Annotated in this window: 13 protein-coding genes and 1 pseudogene; 2 read left to right on the forward strand and 12 right to left on the reverse strand. The window is 74.2% G+C overall.

Going from position 1 to position 20,033, the window contains the following annotated elements:
- Positions 1-17 precede the first annotated feature (17 nt).
- The 8 genes from QF032_RS36040 to QF032_RS36075 all read right to left on the reverse strand — a co-directional run bounded on the left by QF032_RS36040 (position 18) and on the right by QF032_RS36075 (position 10,460).
- A complete protein-coding gene (locus QF032_RS36040) occupies positions 18-1,034 on the reverse strand; it encodes an iron-containing redox enzyme family protein (protein ID WP_307059377.1) in 1,017 nt (338 codons plus the stop codon).
- Between the two features lie 114 nt (positions 1,035-1,148).
- The gene (locus tag QF032_RS36045; protein WP_307059379.1) at positions 1,149-1,343 is read right to left on the reverse strand and encodes a hypothetical protein; all 195 of its coding nucleotides are present in this window, start codon (positions 1,341-1,343) and stop codon (positions 1,149-1,151) included.
- Between the two features lie 33 nt (positions 1,344-1,376).
- Complete coding sequence (locus tag QF032_RS36050; RefSeq protein WP_307048508.1) at positions 1,377-2,381, reverse strand: Ppx/GppA phosphatase family protein; 1,005 nt, start codon at positions 2,379-2,381, stop codon at positions 1,377-1,379.
- 190 nt (positions 2,382-2,571) lie between these two features.
- On the reverse strand, positions 2,572-4,074 hold the full coding sequence (locus tag QF032_RS36055; protein WP_307059381.1) for an MFS transporter: 1,503 nt from the start codon (positions 4,072-4,074) through the stop codon (positions 2,572-2,574).
- Between the two features lie 236 nt (positions 4,075-4,310).
- Positions 4,311-7,133: an NHLP bacteriocin export ABC transporter permease/ATPase subunit gene (locus tag QF032_RS36060; protein WP_307059382.1), complete on the reverse strand. Its 2,823-nt coding sequence runs from the start codon at positions 7,131-7,133 to the stop codon at positions 4,311-4,313.
- A 1-nt stretch (position 7,134) separates the two neighbouring features.
- Positions 7,135-9,357 (reverse strand): NHLP family bacteriocin export ABC transporter peptidase/permease/ATPase subunit, encoded by a 2,223-nt coding sequence (locus tag QF032_RS36065; protein ID WP_307059383.1) that lies wholly within the window; start codon positions 9,355-9,357, stop codon positions 7,135-7,137.
- Positions 9,354-10,160 (reverse strand): HlyD family efflux transporter periplasmic adaptor subunit, encoded by an 807-nt coding sequence (locus tag QF032_RS36070; protein WP_306946265.1) that lies wholly within the window; start codon positions 10,158-10,160, stop codon positions 9,354-9,356. Before QF032_RS36070 ends, QF032_RS36065 begins: the two co-directional genes overlap by 4 nt.
- Positions 10,161-10,244: 84 nt before the next feature.
- Positions 10,245-10,460 (reverse strand): type A2 lantipeptide, encoded by a 216-nt coding sequence (locus QF032_RS36075; RefSeq protein ID WP_307048519.1) that lies wholly within the window; start codon positions 10,458-10,460, stop codon positions 10,245-10,247.
- Between the two features lie 981 nt (positions 10,461-11,441).
- On the opposite strand from QF032_RS36075, the gene QF032_RS36080 reads away from it, so the two are divergent.
- Positions 11,442-12,965 carry a S1 family peptidase gene (locus QF032_RS36080; RefSeq protein WP_307059385.1) on the forward strand — a complete coding sequence of 508 codons (1,524 nt, stop codon included), beginning with the start codon at positions 11,442-11,444 and terminating at the stop codon, positions 12,963-12,965.
- A gap of 98 nt (positions 12,966-13,063) precedes the next feature.
- Here the strand turns inward: QF032_RS36080 and QF032_RS36085 are convergent, their stop codons facing one another.
- Entirely contained in the window at positions 13,064-15,214 is a 2,151-nt protein-coding gene (locus QF032_RS36085; RefSeq protein WP_307050478.1) for a SpoIIE family protein phosphatase, read from the reverse strand.
- Positions 15,215-15,438: 224 nt separating this feature from the next.
- On the opposite strand from QF032_RS36085, the pseudogene QF032_RS36090 reads away from it, so the two are divergent.
- Positions 15,439-16,020: pseudogene (locus QF032_RS36090) on the forward strand (LuxR C-terminal-related transcriptional regulator); the annotation flags it as partial.
- On the opposite strand, the gene QF032_RS36095 reads toward QF032_RS36090, so the two are convergent.
- From QF032_RS36095 to QF032_RS36105, 3 genes are all read right to left on the reverse strand, one after another.
- The gene (locus tag QF032_RS36095) at positions 15,934-17,940 is read right to left on the reverse strand and encodes an ATP-binding cassette domain-containing protein (RefSeq protein ID WP_307059386.1); all 2,007 of its coding nucleotides are present in this window, start codon (positions 17,938-17,940) and stop codon (positions 15,934-15,936) included. The pseudogene QF032_RS36090 and the gene QF032_RS36095 overlap by 87 nt on opposite strands.
- Complete coding sequence (locus QF032_RS36100; RefSeq protein ID WP_307059387.1) at positions 17,937-19,712, reverse strand: ATP-binding cassette domain-containing protein; 1,776 nt, start codon at positions 19,710-19,712, stop codon at positions 17,937-17,939. Before QF032_RS36100 ends, QF032_RS36095 begins: the two co-directional genes overlap by 4 nt.
- Before the next feature lie 148 nt (positions 19,713-19,860).
- Entirely contained in the window at positions 19,861-19,977 is a 117-nt protein-coding gene (locus QF032_RS36105; RefSeq protein ID WP_095850724.1) for a SapB/AmfS family lanthipeptide, read from the reverse strand.
- Between the last annotated feature and the right edge of the window lie 56 nt (positions 19,978-20,033).

The following is a 20,033-nucleotide window of genomic DNA, read 5'->3' on the forward strand; positions in this document are numbered from 1 at the left end:
TGGGGCGGCGGGGCCGGTCAGGAGACGCGGGCGGTCTCCCGCTCGGGCAGCGGGACCCGCAAGGAGGACCCGCCCGAGCGCCAGGCGGCCAGCAGCCGGTCGCCGAGGCGGTCCTCCAGCATCCCGGTCGCGTCGACGCCGAACGCGATATCGGCCGCGAGGTGGGGCTCCTCCTCGAGCAGACCGGCGATCACCTCGTGGCGCACGACCTGCTCGTGGACGGCGTCCGCCTCGACGTGCTCGTCGTAGAAGTGCACGGCGGCGGGGCCGGCGTCCGCGCGGCGCATCGCCTGCGCGAGCCGCCGAGAGCCGGGCGAGGAGGTGATCTCCACCGCCGCGAAGTGTCCGACGAGCGCTCCGCGCAGGGACCGGTGCAGGCCGAACAGGGACATCATGTTGACCACGGCCAGCGCCTGCGCGCACGCCGCGTCGAGGTAGCGGCCGTAGCCGGTGTCCAGCCCCAGGTCCGCCATCAGGTCCGCGAAGAGCCGGGCGTGCACGCGCTCGGGCCGGCCGCCGCCGTACTCGTCGAACTCCACCGCGGCCATGGCCGCCTTGGCCCGGCCCCACAGCCGAGGCAGCACCCACGCGTGCGGGTCCGCCTCCTTGAGGTGGTACAGGGAGCGCTGGGCCGCGTACTCGCGCAGCTGCCAGGCCTCGCCCTCGGCGGCCAGGAAGTGGCTGACCCCCGTGCCCTCGACCGGCTCCACGAGGATCTCCGCCAGCGCCTCGTCGAGGGAGGCGTGGACCGGTGTGTCCGTGCGCAGGGCGGTCAGGAAGCGGTGTTCCAGCGCGGCCCGGACCCGCAGCAGGGCCGGGTCCCACTCGAGGTCCGGGGACACCCCGGCGAAACCGCGGTAGTGCAGTTCGTAGCAGAGGTACAGGGCGAGCTGGAGGTCGTCGCCGTACGGGGAGGCTGCCGCCGCGGCCTCGGTCGCCGGGAGGGGGCCCGCGTCCTCCAGGTACGCGCGGACGGCCGTGGAGAGGGGGCCTCGGGGGGCCGGCAGCGGCGGTCCTGCAAGGTCGTGTGCCATGCGGGCCGGGTACCCCCGCGGGCGGCGGTACACCCCTCGGCCTGCGGTTCGACGGAAGGGGGGCGCCCGGCGGGGATGCCCGGCGCTCCCCTTCCGGGGTGCGGCTCGCGGGGCTCAGTCGCTCCGGGGCTCCTCCTGGGCGCGCCGGTCGGCGGCGAGGGCGTCGGCGGCCTCCGCCCTGCGCCGGGAGCGCTCGTCCTCCGGGTCGTCGACGCGCGTCTCGGCGTCCTCTATCTCCTGGATGAGCTCCTCCAGCGGGGTCCGGGAGCGGTCCTGGCCGGTGTCGGGGCGCTGTTCGTCGTCGGGCACGGTGGCTTCCTTCCGCCGGGTTCGGATCGGTCCTCAGTGTTTCGCGAGGCGCAGCGGGACCGGCTCCGGGGGTGCGTCCCCGTCGTCGGCGAGCCGGGTGACCTCCGCCCACCAGGCCGGGCCGTCCTCCAGGTGGCGCAGCATGACGCCCTCACGGATCGCCCAGGGACAGACGGTGAGCGTGGAGAGCCCGGTCAGCTTCATCGCCGTGTGCCCAAGCACCGCGCCGGCCAGGCTCTGCGCGGCGCGCGGCGCGGAGATGCCGGGCAGCCGGGCGCGTTCGGCCGCGGGCAGGGCGGCCAGCGTGTCGATGGCTTTCCGCAGGTCGCCGCGGCGCAGGGTGCGGTCCATGAACGGGCCGTGCCGCCCGGGCGCCGCCCCGCACAGCCGCCCCAGCTGCTGGAAGGTCCGGGAGGTGGCCACCGCCGTACGCGGACCCTCCCAGCGGATCCGGGCGGCCACGTCCCTGAGCTGATGGCGGATCCGGCGGCGGGCATCACGCAGGAGCTCGGGGGAGGGCGGGTCGTGGTCGGCGAAGAAGTCGTGGGTGAGGCGGGCCGCACCCAACGGCAGGGAGACGACGAAGTCCGGCAGCCGGCCCCGGCCGAAGGCCACCTCGAAGGACCCGCCGCCGATGTCCAACAGGGCGAGCGGTCCCGACCGCCAGCCCATCCAGCGCCGGGCCCCTAGGAAGGTCAGCTCCGCCTCCACCTCGCCCGGCAGGGTGGACAGCGCGACGCCGCTGCGCGCCCGGACCGTGCGCAGCACCTCCTGCCGGTTGGGGGCGGCGCGCACCACGGCGGTGGCGAAGGCGAGGGGCCCGGTGGCCGCCCAGCGGTCCGCGGTCCGGGCCGCGGCGGAGACCGCCCGGACGAGCCGTTCCACGGCCTCCTCCGGGATGGGGTCACCGTGTTTGACCTGTTCGGACAGCCGCAGCCGCCACTTGGCGGTGTGCACCGGCAGCGGAACTCCGCCCGCCGCGTCGGCGACCACGAGCCGTACGGTGTTCGACCCCACGTCCAGAACGCTGATTCTCATGGCCCGCGAGTACCCAGGCCCAAACCTCCATGCGCCGCCCCGAACCTCCATCCGCCGCCGAGCCGAAAGGGAGCGTGACGGGAGAGATGGGGGCAAAGCAGGTTCGTCGAGGCCCGGACGGCAGCGGGGGCCGCCGTCCGGTGCGGACGGCGGCCCCTCTCCCCGGTGGGCGGTTCCCGCGCCCGGTCCGTCACATGTGGATCACCGGCGCGGCGTCCGCGTCCGGCTCCGGCACCCCGCGGCGGAAGAGCGCGAAGGCGATGGCCGCGCCCGCGACGAAGAAGCCGGCCGACCACCAGAAGGCCGTGGTGTAGCTCTCGATGGTGGCCTGCGCCTGGACCAGCTCGTCCGCCGGGTTCTTGCCGGCCAGGTAGTCCGTCGCGGCGCTCGCGGCGAGGGTGTTCAGCAGGGCCGTGCCGATCGATCCGCCCACCTGCTGCATCGCGTTGACGGTGGCCGAGGCCACGCCCGCGTCCTCGGCGGCGACCCCGCCGGTGGCCAGCTGCATGGCCGGCGGCATGACCAGACCGAGGCCGAGGCCGATGACGACCAGCTGCGGCAGGACGGCGCTCAGGTAGTGCGAGCCGACGCCGATCCCGGTCAGCCAGGCCATGCCGGCCGCAGCGACGGCGAAGCCCAGCGGGATGACCGCCTTCGGCCCCAGTCGTGGCACCAAGGCCGTCGTGCCGAGCTGCGCCGCGACCATGAGCGCGCCGACCATCGGCAGGAACGCCACACCCGTCTTCGTCGGGCTGAAGCCGAGGTTCAGCTGCAGGTAGTAGGTGAGGAAGAGGAACACGCCGAACATGCCGGCGCCGGAGATGAGCACGGCGAAGAAGGAGGCCGCGCGGTTGCGGTCGAGCAGGATGCGCAGCGGCAGCAGCGGGTGCGCGGCCCGGGTCTGCCACCAGGTGAAGGCGGCCAGCAGCAGGCCGCCCGCGATCAGGAAGCCCCAGGTCAGCGGCGAGTCCCAGTCGTGCGTCTCCGCGTTGGAGAAGCCGTAGACCAGGGCGAACAGGCCGGCGGCGACCAGGACGGTGCCGGGCACGTCCAGCTTGGAGTTCGCGGCGTCGCGGTGGTTGGCGAGCAGGAGCCAGCCGCCGGCGAAGGCGAGGACGGCGATGGCCACGTTGACGTAGAGCGTCCAGCGCCAGTCGAGCGCGTCGGTCAGGATGCCGCCGAGCAGCAGGCCCACCGCGCCGCCCGCGCCGGCGATGGCGCCGTAGACGCTGAACGCCTTGGCCCGCTCCTTGGCGTCGGTGAACGTGGTGTTGAGCAGGGAGAGCGCCGCCGGGGCGAGGAGCGCGCCGAACGCGCCCTGCAGCGCGCGGGCGGTGACCAGCATCTCGAAGTTGGCGGCGGCGCCGCCGAGCGCCGAGACGGCGGCGAAGCCGACGATGCCGATCAGGAAGGCCGTCTTGCGGCCGAAGAGGTCGGCTATGCGCCCGCCGAGCAGCAGCAGGGAGGCGAACGCCAGGGCGTACGCGGTGACGATCCACTGCCGGCTGCCGTCGGAGAAGCCGAGGTCTGCCTGGGCGGAGGGCAGCGCGATGTTCACGATGGTGGCGTCCAGCACCACCATCAGCTGGGCGAGGGCGACCACGGCGAGGATCCACCACTTCCTGGCGGAGGCCGTGGACGGATGCTGTTCGGCGCCCGCGCGGGCGTCTTTCGTCAGGGTTTTGGAGGACATCGGGAACCACTCCAGGGCCGTCGGCAATGAGCGCGTAAACGAAACCGTTTCGTACACATGGAGGCTAGACCAGATTCTGCGAAACGGCAAAGTTTCGTTAGTGGATCGCGGATCGCGGATCGCGGATCGCGGATCGCGGGTGCCGGGTGCCGGGTGCCGGGTGCCGGGTGCCGGGGGTGGGGGTGGGGTGCGAGCCGGGGGGGGGCGACCACCGGGCCGGGCGCGTCCGGCGGGCTCTACGCCAGCTGGCGTCGCACCAGCTCGTGCAGCCGGCCGCCGGTGTCCGCGAGGAGCTGCGCCGGCGGGCCCTGCTGGGCGATCCTGCCGTTCTCCATCACGACCACCCGGTCGGCGTCCATCACCGTCGAGAGCCGGTGCGCGATGACCACGCGCGTCGCGTTGAGCTTGCGGGTGCTCTCGATGACCGTGCGCTGCGTCTCGTTGTCGAGGGCGCTGGTCGCCTCGTCGAAGAACAGGATGCGCGGCCGCCGGATCAGCGCCTGCGCGATCATCAGCCGCTGACGCTGACCGCCCGAGACGGACCCGCTGCCGGAGACGATCGTGTGCAGCCCCATCGGCATACGCCTGATGTCCTCCGCGAGCCCCGCCAGCTCCGCGGCCGCCATCGCCTCCTCCGGCGTGTAGGCCCCGGTCCCGCAGATCACGTCCAGCAGCGAGCCGGTGAACGGCTGGGCGTGCTGGAGCACCACCCCGCACTGCCGGCGCACCGCCGCCTGGTCCAGCGCCGCCAGGTCCTGGCCGTCGTACAGCACACTGCCCGAGAGGGGCCTGTCGAAGCCGATGAGCAGCCGCAGCAGGGTCGACTTGCCGCAGCCGCTCGGGCCGACGACCGCCACGAACTCGCCCGGCCGCACCTCGAAGGAGACGTCGTCGAGGACGAGGGGACCGTCGTCGGAGTAGCGGAAGGAGAGCCGGCGGGCCTCGAGCGCGCCGGTCAGCGGGCCGGGACGGGTGTTGGCGGTGCGGACCTCGGGGGTGGCCTCCAGCACCGGCCGGATCTCCTCGAACAGCGGCAGCGCGGCCACCGCCGACACGAACGCGCCGGTCAACGAGGTGACCGAGGTGAGCAGCATCGTCATGGAGGTGTTGAAGGTGAGGAAGTCCGCCGCCGACAGCGCCCCCCGGGCGGGGCCCGCCAGCAGCATGAACATCAGCAGCGAGCACAGTGGCAGGTACACCGAGCCCAGCACCGTGCTCAGGTTCTTGATCCGGCCGAGCCGCTGCTGGAGCTCGCGGCTGCGCGCGAACTGCGCCGCCCAGGCCGCGTACGCGTAGTTCTCGGCCGCCGCCACCCGCAGTTTCGGCAGCCCGCGCAACGTCTGGAACGCCTGGTTGTTCAGCTTGTTGGAGAGCACGACGAGCCGCCGCTGCCAGCGCATCTGCCACAGCCCGAGCGCCAGGAACACGGACGCGATCACGACCAGCATGCCGATCGCGGCCAGTGCCATCGGCACGCTGTACCAGAGCAGCAGCCCCAGGTTCATCGCGCCGATCGTGACGGACTGGGCGACCGACGGGCCGAGCCCCGCCAGCAGCCGGCGGATCGCGCTGACGCCCATCGCGGCACTGGCCAGCTCGCCCGTGGACCGCTCGGCGAAGAAAGCCGTCGGCAGCCTGAGCAGCCGGTCCCACACCGCCGGCTGGAGCGTCGCCTCGACCCGGCCCTCCAGCCGCAGGATGGTCAGGTTCTGCAGCAGCGTGAACGCCGCCGCGACCACGCCGGCGACCATCACGGACAGGCACACCTGCGCGATCAGACCCTGCTGGGCCTTCGGCACGTACTCGCCGAGCACCTTGCCGGTGGCGATCGGCACCAGCGCCCCTATCGCCACCGTCACCAACCCGCTGAGCAGCAGGTTCGTCAGGTCCCCCGCGGTGCCCCGCATACAGAACCGCAGCAGCCCGAGCGGGCTGAGCCGCCGCTCCGGCAACGGCCGGTAGAACATCACGGCCCGCGGCTCGAACTCCTCCGCGTTGGCCTTCTCGACCGGCGTCTCCCGGCCGGTCGCCGGATGCACGGCGACGTAGCCGCCGCGCCGCCACAGCAACGCGACCGGCGCCCCGGACAGCGCCCGGTGCCCGACCAGCGGCCCCACGTCGTCACGCCACCACCGGCCGTCGAGGCGGACGGCCCGGGCCCGCACCCGCGAGGCGAGGGCGACCCGCTCGACCGGGTCCAGCCGGTCGCCGTCGGAGCCCGTCCGGTCGGGCTCGACGAGAGCGATCCCCGCGGCCCGCGCCACCAGCCGGCAGGCGGCGAAGGTCGCGTCGGCGTCGGCGGCCGTCGCGCGCTGCCCCGACTTCCCGCCGATCGACGCGAGGAGCGTCCGGTCGGCCTGGGCGCGCACCGCCTCGCCGGCCTTGATCCCGGCGGCCGTACGGGTCTCGTGGGCGCGTTCCAGCTGCTCGATCCAGCGGTCCAGCGTGGTCAGCAGCCGGTACTGCTGGTCCACCATGGACTGCCACACCGCCGGGTCCATCAGCAGGTCGGCGGCCGCCTCCTCGCCGTACAGCGAGCCGTACCGCACACTGCCCGGCGGGACCTGCATCCAGAACACGTCGTCGTCCTGGACCTCCGCGGACCCCTCGGTCGCCATCGGCGCCTGGAAGAGGACCGACAGACCGCGGCCGACACCGAGGGCGAGCGCGTACTCCAGCGGACTCGAAGTCGGCGGCACGTAAAGGGGGTTGCCGTACTCGTCGTACGACCAGGTCCGGGTGTCCGCGGGCTGGTACAGCTCGCGCAGGCCGACGCGGTGCACCACGCAGTCGCGCAACGGACGCGCCACAAGGGTGTGCTGGGGCCCGGCGACCGGTCCCAGCAGCAGGGATCCCGCCTCCAGACGGCCCAAGTGGTGCCAGTGGCCCTGCTGTTCGGCGTCCACCGCGAACAGGTCCAGCGCACCCGACGCGACCAGCCACAGCACCTGCGGGCCCTCCAGATCGAGGCGGACCGAGCCGGCGCAGTCGATCCGCGAGCCCATCCGGCCCAGCGCGGCGAGCACGACGTCGAGCTCGCCCTCGGACACCGCGGTCATCTCATCGCTCCCTGACCAGGGCCGCGTACGAGCCGCCGCGCGCCACCAGTTCCTCGTGCCGTCCGCGCTCCACGACCGTGCCGTGCCGGAGCACGACGATCTCGTCGCTGTCGCGCACCGTGCTCAGCCGGTGGGCGATCACCACGCACGCACAGCCGCGCCGGCGCAGGTTGTCCATCACCGTCTGCTCGGTCTCCGCGTCCAGCGCGCTGGTCACCTCGTCCAGCACGAGGATGCTGGGCCGGCGCACCAGCGCCCGCGCGATCTCGAGCCGCTGCCGCTGCCCGCCGGAGAAGTTGCGCCCGTCCTGCTCCACCCTGCTGCGGATGCCGCCGGGCCTGCGCAGGACGACGTCCAGGAGCGCCGCGTCGCGCAGCGCGTCCTCGACGGCGTCGTCGGGGATCGACGGGTCCCACAGCGCCACGTTGTCGCGGACCGACCCCTCGAACAGGAACACCTCCTGGTCGACGAAGGAGACGGAGGAGGCCAGCGCCCCCCGCGCGATGTCCTCCAGCCGCTGCCCGTCGATCCGGATGACGCCCTCCCAGGGCGCGTACAGGCCCGAGATCAGCCGCGACACCGTCGACTTGCCGCTGCCGGAGCCGCCCACCAGCGCCACCTGCTGCCCGGGCCCGACGGTCAGGTCGAAGCCGGTCAGCAGCGGCTTGTCCAGCGGGCTGTAGCCGAACGAGATGTTCTCCAGCTCGACGTGACCGCGCAGCCGGCGCGTGGAGTCGGCGCCCTCGCGACGGTCGTAGAGCGGGTCGGCGCGGAAGTTCTCCACGTCCTTCAACCGGGCCACGTCCGCGGCGAAGTCCTGGATGCGGCCCGCCACGCCGTTGAGGCGGGTCAGCGGCGCCGTGAAACGGGCGACCAGCGCCTGGAAGGCGACCAGCAGACCCACCGAGACATGGCCCTCGATCGCGCGCATCCCGCCGATCCACAGGATCAGCGCGCTGTTGAGCGTCGCGAGGGTCGGCGCCACCACGCCCAGCCAGGCGCTCGGCACCCCGAGCCGCTGCTGCTCCTCCAGGGTGGTCGCGTGCTGCCCGGCCCACTTGCGGAAGTAGCCGTCCTCGCCGCCGGTCGCCTTCATCGTCTCGATCAACTGCAGCCCGGTGTAGGCCGTGTTGGTGAGCCGCGCGTTGTCCGCGCGCAGCTTCGCCGTGCGGGTCGCCCGCATCCGCACGACGATCCGCATGGCGACGATGTTCAGCAGCGCCACCCCGACGCCGACGTACGTCAACTGCGGGTCGTAGCTGTAGAGGAGGAAGGCGTACAGGACGACGACCACCGCGTCCACGCCCGCCGACGCCAGGTCGCGGGCCAGGGTCTCGGCGACGGCGTCGTTCGACTGCAGACGCTGGACCAGGTCGGCCGGGCTGCGCTGGGAGAAGAAGGTCACCGGCAGCCGCAGCAGATGCCGCAGGAAGCGGGCGCTGGACAGCGTCGAGGAGATGATCCGGCCGTGGTGGAGGTTGGCCTGCTGGAGCCAGGTCAGCGCGACCGTGAGCGCCACGCACGCGCCCATCGACGCGAACAGCACGCCCAGCAGCGAGGTCTGACCCCCGATCAGGAACGTGTCGATCCAGGTCCGGCTCAGCGCCGGCACCGCCGCGCCCACCAGAACCAGCAGCAGGCTCGCCAGCACGGCGGCCGGCAGGGTGCCCGCGGTGCCGCGCAGCCGGGCCGGCATCGCGCCCAGCACACCGGGCCTGCGTCCGCCCCGCTCGAAGTCCTCACCCGGCTCCAGCACCAGCACGACGCCGGTGAAGCTGCCGTCGAAGTCCTCCATGGGCACGAACCGCCGGCCCTTGGCGGGGTCGTTGACGAACACGCCGCGGCGGCCGAAGCGCCGGCCCAGGCCCTCGTGGACGACGTAGTGGTTGAACTCCCAGAAGAGGATCGCCGGCGTGCCGACCCCGGCGAGCGCGGCCAGGTCCATCTGCATGCCCTTGGCCGTCAGTCCGTAACTGCGGGCCGCCTTCAGCAGGTTGCTCGCGCGTGAACCGTCCCGGGAGACCCCGCACGCGATGCGCAGCTCCTCCAGCGGGACGTGCCGGCCGTAGTGGGCGAGGACCATGGCGAGGGAGGCGGCCCCGCACTCCACGGCCTCCATCTGCAGCACCGTGGGTGTGCGGACGGTCTTCACCCGGCTCCTGGGGACCGGGCGCCGGGGCGGCGCGGCCCGCCGTCGGCCACGTGTCTGTCCGGCGGCGGTCACGGGAGCAGCCAATCGACGGGATGCTGGTCGGCCAGCCGGATCGAGCCCGTGGCCGTGGTCATGGAGGCGAGTCCGTACGGCGGTCCGCCCGCGGACGACCACCGGTATCCGCTCTTGGTCGCCGAGGACGTCTCGAGGCGGACCAGGACCGCCACGGGGCGGCCCTCCTCGCTGAACTGCTCGCCCAGTTGGCTGTCGCCCAGGAACGCGGCGATCTGCTGCGCCGACTGGGCCGTGCGGTCCACCGACTTCACCCGGCCGCGCAGCACGCCGTACTGCTGGGACGGCACGGTCTGCACGGTGAGGTCGACGGCCGCGTCCTCGGGGATCGAGGCCGCGTTCTCCGCCGGGACGTACACCGTGGCGTACAGCGGATCGCCGGCGCCGGCGATCTTCTCGACGGCGGCCACGTTCGCGCCGGTGGAGATGATCTGTCCGATGGAGGCGGCGAGCGCGGTGATCCGGCCCGCGGCGACCGTGCGCACCACGGTGACGCCCTCGGCCGTGCGCACCTTCAGCACGGGGGCGTCGGCGGGCAGCCGTTCGCCCTCCTTCGCGAGGACGGCGACGACCTGGCCGGCGACGGGGCTCTGCAGGAGGTAGCTGCCCTCGCCGTGGGTGAGGACGGCGGGTGCGTCCACCGTGGACGTGACCGACCCGGTCACCGCCCACACGGACGCGGCCGCCAGGACGGCCACCGTCACGGACAGCACCAGCCGGCCCTGCGGGCGTGCGAAACGCACCGGCAGGTCGAGTTCCTCCGGAGACTGGAGCTTGGCGAGGGCCTGTTGACGGAACTGCACAGGACTTCCCTGGGTGTCTCGGCGCACCGACGAGTCCCGGAGCCGGGTGACGGCTCCGGGACTCAACGGGTCACAAGGGCGCGATCAGAGACCGGCGACCAGGTTGGTGACCGGGGCGGTGCTCAGGCCGGTGACGCCCTCGACGGTGCCGACGGCCGTGTCGACCAGGGTCGAGACGGGGGCGATGCCGTCCACCAGGCCGGTGACGGTGCCGAGGGCGTTCAGGGCCAGACCGCCGGAGACGTTGTCCAGCTCGGCGTCGGAGATCTCGACGGTCTCAACCTGGGGGGTGGAGTTCATGGGGGGACTTCCCTTCACATGGGTATTCATAAGGGGGAGCGGCCCCCTCTGGGGGACAGACGACGGCCGCGAACGCCGGCGCCGGGCTCCCGTCTCCGGAAGACCGCGGCGGCCTGCGGTGCGTTGGACTAAAGCAGGTCCACGGCTCGGACATCCAATCAATCACCGCTCTCACCTGGGCACTTGCGTCACAGGAGCGTCAAACCGTGCAGGTGCGGCCACGCCTTGGGGCCGACTTCTTCACACCTCGGACGGCCTTCGCTCGGATGAGCGTCCTGCATCCTCGCGGCGAATCCGACACTCCGGCCCCAATGGCCCGGCCGGGGCTTCGCAGATGTGCAGAACCCGCCCCGACGGTGACCCGCTTGGGCGTGCGCTGTGCAGATTTCCTGAAGCGGGGATTCCATCGCGCCTTCTCGACGCAGGGTCACCGGAGGGATGCGGAACGTGTGGGCATCCGGTCGTCCGCGAGGCATGGGAATCGGCCACAGTGCGCGGATCCGGCCGACGTCGTGCGGCGTCTGACGCGCCGTCGGCCATCGGAGGGAACCCCTCGGCCGGTCTGCCCGGAGGTCTGCGCACCGCTCGCCTGCCCCGGGGTCGCGACGCCCGTGGACGCCCGCCGTCGCGGTGCCCGGGCGTCCGGTGCGAGCGTCGTTGACCAGTGAGGAAGCGGAACGGGCGGGTCCTTTCCCTGGGCCGGGGCGGACGGGCCCGGCGCGAGCGACGAGGCCGCGAAACCCCTGGAAAGGATCTTGTCGGCTTCGGCGGTCGTCATCGCCATATGGGCGATTGCTCCCCGGCCCGCGGAGCCGGTCGCGGGTCATGGCCGATTCAGCGTTTCGCAAAGGAAGTTGGCAATCGCGATTGAACGCCCCGCGTGCCGCCTGCGTACCCATGGCCAACCAGGCGCCGCTGTACGGATGTACGGAGCTGCCGACACCGGCAGTCAGACCCCGTCCCCCCAGGAGGTCGAGTTTTTTGAGTCACAAGCGAGTTACGAAGCGCAAGGCCATCATCGCGGCAGGCGGTGTGGCGGCCCTCGGAGCGGCGGCCATCCTGCTTCCCCAGGCCAACGCCTCCCAGGACGGCGGCGCAGGCGCAGCCGCCTCGGTGAAGACCCTGAAGGCGGGCGACGCCTCGGACCTCGCGTCCCAGCTCGAGAAGCTGCTCGGTGACGCCTTCGCCGGTTCGTACTATGACGACGCCGGCAAGCAGCTGGTCGTCAACGTCGTGAACGTCTCCGGCGACAAGAACAACGTCGTGGCGCAGGCCGAGAAGGCGGGCGCCAAGGTCCGCGAGGTGGAGAACAGCACGGCCGAACTCGAGGCGGCCGCCAAGACGCTGAAGACGAGGGCGACCGTCCCGGGCACCTCCTGGGCCGTCGACCCGAGGACGAACAAGATCCTCGTCACCGCCGACTCCACCGTCACCGGCAAGAAGTGGGACCGGGTCGACTCGACCGTGCAGTCCCTCGGCTCGGGCATGGCGACCATCAAGAAGTCGGCCGGCACCCTCAGGCCGCTCGTCTCCGGCGGCGACGCGATATTCGGCGGCGGGGCGCGCTGCTCCCTCGGCTTCAACGTGACGGCGGGCGACGGCTCCCCGGCGTTCCTGACGGCTGGTCACTGCGGTGTCGCGGCCAAGCAGTGGGCCGACTCCGAGAACGGCCAGCCGATCGCCACCGTGGACCAGGCGACGTTCCCCGGCGACGGCGACTTCGCGCTTGTGAAGTACGACGACGCGAACACCCAGGCGCCCAGCGAGGTCAACACCGGTCAGCAGAAGGTCGCGATCAGCCAGGCGGCCGAGGCGACCGTCGGCACGCAGGTCTTCCGGATGGGCAGCACCACCGGCCTCAAGGACGGTCAGGTGCTCGGCCTCGACGCCACGGTGAACTACCCCGAGGGCACGGTCACCGGCCTCATCCAGACCGACGTCTGCGCCGAGCCCGGCGACAGCGGCGGCTCGCTCTTCACCCAGGACGGTCAGGCGATCGGTCTGACGTCGGGCGGCAGCGGTGACTGCACGGTCGGCGGCGAGACCTTCTTCCAGCCGGTGACCACCGCGCTGGCGGCGGTCGGCGCGACTCTCGGCGACGGCGGCGCCGGTGCCGGTGACGCGGTCGGCGGCGGGCAGGCGGGTGCCGGTGCGGTGGACGAGAACGGTGACGGTATCGACGACAACACCGGTGAGGCCGTTCAGGGCGGCGGCGCGGGTGCGGGTGCCGGTGCGGTGGACGAGAACGGTGACGGCATCGACGACAACACCGGTGAGGCCGTCCAGGGCGGCGGCGCGGGTGCCGGTGCCGGTGCGGTGGACCAGAACGGTGACGGTATCGACGACAACACGGGCGAGGCCGTTCAGGGCGGCGGCGACGCGGCTGCCGACGGCGGTGCGGACCAGAACGGCGGCAAGCAGAACCAGGACGGCGGCAAGCAGAACGGCCGCCAGAACCAGAACGACAACAACCAGGACGGCGCGGGTGTGACCGAGTCGCACTGACCCAGCGGCATCCGAACGGTCCGGTCCTCCGGCGAGGGCCGGACCGTCCGCGCGTCCGCCCCCGGTGGCGCCCCCTCAGCCGTCTCCTCGGCCGCCCCTCAGCCGCCTTCTCGGGCTCGCAGCAGCAGCAGAGCCACGTCGTCGATCCGGTCCTCGGTCTCCGCGTAGCGCCCCACCAGCTCGTCGGCCAGCTCCTCCAGCGGACGGTCCCCGCGCTCGGCGAGCCGCCGCCCCAGCTCGGCCACCGCCTCCTCGATGTCCACCCCGGGCTTCTCGACGAGCCCGTCCGTGTACAGGGCGAGAACACAGCCGGGGGAGAGCTCCACCTCCGTCGTCGGGTACGTCGCCGAGGCGTCGATGCCCAGCAGCGGCCCGCCCGCCAGGTCCAGGACCCGGACACGACCGTCCGGCCGGCGCAGCAGCGGCGGGGGATGACCGGCCCGGGCCATCACCGCCCGGCCGCCGGCCGGGTCGAGCCGCAGGTACAGACAGCTCGCGAGCAGGTCGGAGCCGAGGTCGATCAGCAGCCGGTTGGTGCTGCGCATGACCTCGGCCGGCTCCTGGCCCACCGTCGTGTAGGCGCGGACGGCGGTGCGCAGCTGCCCCATCAGACCGGCCGCCGTCACGTTGTGTCCCTGCACGTCGCCGATCACGGCCGCCGCGAGCGGCGGCGAGGGCACCAGGTCGTAGAAGTCCCCGCCGATCTCCATGCCCCGCGTGGCGGGCAGATAGCGGGCGGTCGCCTCGATGCCGGCCAGCCGCGGAAGGGACGGCGGCAGCAGCGCCGCCTGCAGTCCGTGCGCCAGCCGGTGCTTGGTGTCGTACAGCAGGGCGCGGTCCAGGGCCTGCGCGATCAGCCCGGCCAGGCTGGTGAGCACCGCGCGCTCGTGCGTGGAGAACGGGTGCGGCTCGGCGTAGGCCAGCACACAGGCGCCCACCGGACGGCCGGAGGCGATCAACGGCAGGTAGGCCCAGGAGCCGAAGCCGTCGGGGGCGCCGGGCCGGTCCGGGTACAGGCGCCGCAACTGCTGCGGGGAGTCGAAGAAGGCCGGCACACCGTGGGAGACGGCGCGAGCGCCCGGCGTCGGGGCGGTCAGCGACATCCCGTCGAACTGCTCCACCGTGGCCGGGTCGGGATATCCGTGGTGCCCGAGCACGTGCAGCCGGCCGGCCCGCGCGCCGAGCAACGCCAGCGCCCGGCTGCCCACCGCCGGCGCGATCTCGTCCGCCACCATCCCCACCACGTCCTGCACGCTCACCGTCTCGGTGAGCGCCCCGGCCAGGCTCAGCGCCTGCGACATCGACACCAGCCGGGTCGGCGCGTCCCCGGAGCGGGCCTCGGCCGGCCCCATCTGCGACACGGACCGGGCCCGGCTGATCCGCACGCTGATGCCGGTGGTGCTCGGATACAGCCGGAACGACAGCCACTCGGAGGGCGGGCGCAGGGCGACGAAGGAGGTGGCGTCCTGACCGATCAGCGCCGCCCGGTAGCGCTCCTCGTACATGGGATCGTTGAGCCACGGCACCGCCGCCCACAACTGCGAGCCCAGCAGCCCGCTCACCGGCACGCCGAGCATCTCGGCGGCGGCGGCGTTCGCGAACCCCACCCGTCCGCTCAGATCCAGTGAGCACATCCCGTACGGCAGCCGGGCCACCATCCGCGCCGCCTCCACGGTGCCCAGCGTGTCGGAGACGCCGCCCAACGGGCCGGAGTCCAGCACGTCGGCCTCGGCCCGCACCGCGCGATTCTGCGCCGCCGCGCGCTCCAGCCGCAGCGCGAGCCGCTCGCAGGCCGACGTCAGCTCCCGCCGCTCCCGCTCGGACAGCTCCGGCGGGTGGGAGCCGGGCCAGGTGACGAAGACCGCGCCGTACGCCCGGGTCCCGGTGGCCACGGGCAGCGCGGCGAGGGCGAACGGGTACGGCAGGACGACCGCGATGCGCGGATACCGTCGGGCCATCTCCTCCTCTCCGCCCACCCACACCAGCCGGCGTTCGCGCACCGCTTCGGCGACCGGGATCGGCGCGCTCAGCCCGACCCGCTCCCAGGGCGCGGCGAAGGACCGGGGCAGCCCCGCCATCACCGCCATCTCCAGGACCGTCCCGTCGCCGGGACGCAGGTACACGGCGCCGGAGTGCGCGCCGACCGCGTCCATCATCGAGGTCAGCGCGAGGGAGAGCAGCGGCCGGCCGCCCGGCGCCCATACGGTCGCCGGGGCCTGGCCGGAGGTCTGCTCGGGCACGCCGACCACCTCCTCGCCCGGCGTCGCGCGGATGTCCGGCTCCAAATCTGCCCCCTGCCGGCGCGACGCGCACGGCGAACGGCCCCGCCGGGAGCCGCCGTCCCGTACCCCGCGGAGCCGGCTCCATGCCCCCTCGGCCGAAGCGCGCGACGGCGTACGACCGCCCCATGTGCGCCCCCGCGCACCCTGATGGCCGGATCTTCGTGCCCGTGGAGCGGTCCCGGAGCCCAACAATGGGCACGCGTTCACCACCACGAGCCGGCGTACGGCGAGCTGAAGGGGCGGCAGTGATCCGGGTACTTCTGGTGCACGACGTGTGTCTGGTCAGATCGGTCCTCTCGCAATGGCTGTCCAGGCAGCCCGATCTGCGGGTCGAGGACACTCCGTGGCGCAGCGCGCCGGGCCGCGTCGGGGCGGTCCGGCCGGACGTGTGCGCGGCGGACCTCGACTGCTCGGACGACGCGTACGGCATTCCACCGCTGGGCGACCTCTGCCCGCGCGGCGGCGGGACGCCGCCGCCGCGGCTGCTGGTCCTGGCCAGTGCGCACCGGCCGGGCCTGCTGAAACGGGCGCTGGAGGCGGGGGCGCTCGGGTACGTCGACAAGGCGGGCACGCCGGAGCAACTGCTGCGGGGCATCCGCAGGGTCGCTCAGGGGGAACGTTTCGTCACCGAGTCGCTGGGGTTCGGTTTCCTCAAGGCCGCCGAGATGCCGCTGACCCGTCGGGAGTTAAGCGTGCTGACCCTCGCCGCCGAGGGCGCCTCCGTCGCGGAGATCGCCGGGAGCCTGCACCTGTCCCACGGGACCGTGCGCAACTACATGGCGGCGATCACCCGCAAGACCGGCGCGCGCAACCGCGTCGACGCCATCCGCATCTCGCAGGGGCAGGGCTGGCTGTGACGCCCGTCCGCCGTCCCCGGCCGTCCCGCCGTCCGCAGCCGTCCAGCCGGCGACCAGGTCACGGTAGAGGGGGGAGCGGCGCAGCACCTCGTCGTGCGTTCCGTACGTCGTGCGCGGACCGTCCATGACCAGCACCCGGTCGGCGCGCAGGGCCGAGCTGACGCGGTGGGCGACGACGACCAGGGTGCCGCCCGGCCGGGCCGCGAAGGCCCGCTCGGCGCGCGCCTCGGCCTCCGGGTCCAGGTGACAGGTCGCCTCGTCGAGGAGGGCGAGCGGGGCGGACGACAGGTACGCGCGGGTGAGCGCGATCAGCTGGCGCTCGCCCGCCGACAGCGCCGCCGGGTCGATCCACGCCCCCGGCCCGCCCAGCGCGTCCATCAGCGGGGCCAGCCCGACCGCCGCGGCGGCGGCGCGCAGCTCCTCCTCGGGCACGGGATCCGGCCGCAGGTGCCCGAGGTTCTCGCCGAGGGTGCCGCCGAACACGTACGCCTCCTGGGGGATGAGCACGCGCCGCGCGGCGGCCTCGGCGCCCGGCACCGGCCGGCCGCAGATCCGGATCTCCCCGCCCACGGGTGTCAGCAGCCCGGCGACCAGGCCGGTCAGCGTCGACTTCCCCACCCCGCTGGGACCCGCCACGGCCAGATGCGCCCCGGCGGGCAGACTCAGCGTGAGGCCGTCGACGACGGGCGCGGAGGCGGGTCCGTACGCGAAGGAGAGGGCGTCCAAGGAGAGAGCGGCGACGGACGGTGCACCCCCCACCGCCCGTACATCCGCCGGTCCGTGGGGCGAGCTGTTCGCAGGGCCGAGCGGCGGGGTCGGGGGCGGGTCGTGGTGTGGGGGTGGGGCGGTGGTCGGTCGGCCGGCGCCGTCGGGAGGGGGCGTGCCGGTCTTCTCCTCGGGTGCCGCCAGACGGCGCAGGACGACGGTGAGGCGTGAGCCGCTCGTGCCCAGGCCGTGGATGAGGCCGGTCAGTGCCGGGAGCAGGGACTGCGTCACATAGGCGAGGGCGCCGACCAGCGCGCCGGGGGTCACATCGTGGGCCAGGAGCCAGGGGGCGCCGGCCAGCAGCAGGAGCAGGGGAAGGTGGCCGCCCAGCGCGAGGCACACCACGCGGGCCACGCCCCATCGGGCCAGGGCGCGTGCCGCGCGCAGCTCGGCGTCGACCAGGACGGCCGTTTCGGCGGCGATCCGGTCCTCCGCGCCGGCCGCCGTGACGTCCCGCAGGCCCGGGCAGACGGTGCCCAGACCCTTCGCCAGCGCCTCGTCCGCGCGGAGGAACGCCTCCTGCCGTCGGGCCAGCGGACCGAGGGTCACCGCGAACAGCGCCACCCCGGCGGCCAGCGGGGGCGCGACGACCAGCAGCAGCGGCGGCGCGAGCGAGCTCAGACCGGCCAGCGCGCCGACGGAGGTGAACACGAACGAGCGGGAGACCATGATCAGCCCGGCGAAGGCGTCCCGGGCGATCTCCACCTGCTGGGTGAGACCCGACAGCGCCCCGCGGTCCGCCTCGCGCACCCCCCGCCGCACCACCCCGGCGACCAGCCCGTCCCGGAGCGGTTCGACCAGCGCGGCGACCGCGCCGTACACCCGTGCGGTGCCGTACGCCCCCGCGAGCACCCCGAGCCCGGCGGCCCCGAGCCACCACAGCCCCACGTCGGCGCGTCCGGCGAGGAAACCGTCGTCCAGCGCCCGGGCCAGGGCGTATCCGAGCAGGAAGGTCTGTCCGGCCTCCAGCACCGACCATCCGGTGAGCCGTACCAGCGCCCACCGCCGTCGCGCCAGGAACCGCCCCGCGCGTACGGCGAACCCGTGTCGCCCGCCCCGACCGGTGCTCATCGGCCCCCCTCCGGGCCCTCGCCGCCGGTGGACCGCGCGCCGTTCCCGGGCCGCGCGTCGGCCGTCGGCTCGCCTCCCGCGCCGAAGACCGCCCGGTACTCCGGCAGCCGCCACAGCTCCCGGTGGGTGCCCACGGCGCGGACGCGTCCGCCGTCCAGCCAGGCCACCCGGTCGGCGCGGGCTGCCGTGGTGGCGCGGTGGGCGGTGACGAGCCGGGTGGCGGCCGTCGCGGGACCGAACACGACGTCCGTGACCTGGCGTTCGGTGATCGTGTCGAGGCTGGAGAGGGCGTCGTCGAGGATGAGCAGGCGGCCGCCGTGCGCGAACGCGCGTGCCAGGCCGAGGCGCTGGGCCTCGCCGCCGGAGTGCGGGGCGTCGGCGCAGAGCGTGGCGTAGCCGTCGGGCAGGCGGCGGACGAAGTCGTCCGCGCGGGCGGTGCGGGCGGCCTCGCGGACCCGGGCGGGGGAGGGGGCGCGGCCGGGGGCGCTCAGGGCGAGGGTGTCCTCGACGGTCGCGCCCAGCAGGGCCGGGCGGTCGAAGGCCTGGGCGATCTCCGCCCGCAGAACGGACCGGGGGAGGGCGGTGAGCGGGACGCCGTCCAGCAGGACCTCCCCGGCGTCCGGGTCGGCGAGCCGGCCCGCGAGCGCGGCCAGCAGGGACTTGCCCGCGCCCGAGCGGCCCACCAGGGCCAGGGTCGTGCCGCCCGGCACGACCAGGTCGAGGCCGTCCAGGACCGTACGGCCGCCGCGGCGGGCGCTCACCCCGCGCAACTCCAGCCGGCCCGGACCGTCCGGCGGGAGACGGCGGTCGCCGTAGGCCCGGGCGGGCTCCGCCAGGACCTCGCCCAGGCGGGCGGCGGCCGCCCGGGACCGGGCCAGGCCGGACAGCTGTCCCACCAGCACGCCGACGCCGGTCGCCAGCACGGCGTAGCGCGACGCGGCGAGCACGTCGCCCGGCGACAGCCGGTGCCGGGTGAGCAGCAGGCCCGCCACGGCGACGACGCCGAGGTGCAGCAGCGGCGCCACCGTGACGGCCTGCGCCGCCGCCCGGCCCTGCACCCGCCACATGCGCCGGCCGGCCTGCGACAGCTCGGGCAGCGGGCGCAGGACGCGTGCCGTGTCGCGGTCCGCCGTGCCGGCCGCGCGGATCGTGCGGGCGCCGTCGATCGCCTCGGCCAGCGCGTCGGCGATCCGCCCCTGTGCCCGCTGGTAACCGGCCGCGGCCGCCGAGGTGTCGCGGGCGAGCGCGCGCAGCAGCAGGGCCAGGAGGGGCGCGCCGGTCAGGAAGACGGCCGCGAGCCACGGGTCGAGGACGGCGAGCGCCGCCACCGCCCCCACGGGTCCGGCGAGCGCGGCCGCCAGCGCGGCGCGGGCGCCGGGCCCCGTACCCGCCTGCGCGGCGTTGCCGACCAGCCGCGCCACGAGGTCGCCCGCCCCGAAGCGGACGGCGACCCGCGGGCCTGCGGCGAGGACGTGACCGGTGACCCTGCGGCGCAGGAAGGCGGTGCTGCGGGCGTCGAGCGTGCCGCCGAGGACGGTCTCGCACGCGTCCAGCACGGTCAGCAGCAGCATCAGAGCCGCGCAGTACAGCACCCAGCGGGTCGCGGGGGCGTGGGCGAGCAGCAGATCCAGGGCCCGGCCGAGGGCGGCCGGCAGGAGCAGTCCGGCGCCCGTCGCCAGGACGCCCACCAGCCCCAGGGCCGCGCAACGCGAGCCGCTGTGCCGGGCCGCCGCGCCGAGCAGCCCGTCGTCGGTGGTCCGGTCCGTCGGCATGCTGCTCCCGTGCGTTCTCGGGGACCCGGGGAGGGGAGGACCCCGGACGGCCCCTCCCTCGTGGGGGAGCGGGCCGCCCGGGGCGGTCAGCACGACGACGTCTGCGAACGCGTCGTGCGGGTGGTGCGGGTCGTGCGGTTCGTGCCCGTCAGAGACAGAGCAGGACGCTCGCCGCGCTGACGCACGACAGCAGGCTGACGGTGCTGTTGCCGCCGCCGCCGGTGTGCTCGTCGGATTCCATCGTCTGCAGGTCGAGAAGGGCCATGGTGTGTCCTTTCGTCGGTTGGATGGCTGCGTCCCGTGGGGACGGGTTGCGTCACG

Origin of the sequence: Streptomyces achromogenes, from assembly GCF_030816715.1 — a bacterium.
Taxonomy (GTDB): domain Bacteria; phylum Actinomycetota; class Actinomycetes; order Streptomycetales; family Streptomycetaceae; genus Streptomyces; species Streptomyces achromogenes_A.

Coding starts and splice junctions, on each gene's coding strand:
- QF032_RS36040 (WP_307059377.1), bottom strand. CDS start 1,034: ATGGCACACGACCTTGCAGGACCGCCGCTGCCGGCCCCCCGAGGCCCC.
- QF032_RS36050 (WP_307048508.1), bottom strand. CDS start 2,381: ATGAGAATCAGCGTTCTGGACGTGGGGTCGAACACCGTACGGCTCGTG.
- QF032_RS36055 (WP_307059381.1), bottom strand. CDS start 4,074: ATGTCCTCCAAAACCCTGACGAAAGACGCCCGCGCGGGCGCCGAACAG.
- QF032_RS36060 (WP_307059382.1), bottom strand. CDS start 7,133: ATGACCGCGGTGTCCGAGGGCGAGCTCGACGTCGTGCTCGCCGCGCTG.
- QF032_RS36075 (WP_307048519.1), bottom strand. CDS start 10,460: ATGAACTCCACCCCCCAGGTTGAGACCGTCGAGATCTCCGACGCCGAG.
- QF032_RS36095 (WP_307059386.1), bottom strand. CDS start 17,940: ATGAGCACCGGTCGGGGCGGGCGACACGGGTTCGCCGTACGCGCGGGG.
- QF032_RS36100 (WP_307059387.1), bottom strand. CDS start 19,712: ATGCCGACGGACCGGACCACCGACGACGGGCTGCTCGGCGCGGCGGCC.
- QF032_RS36105 (WP_095850724.1), bottom strand. CDS start 19,977: ATGGCCCTTCTCGACCTGCAGACGATGGAATCCGACGAGCACACCGGC.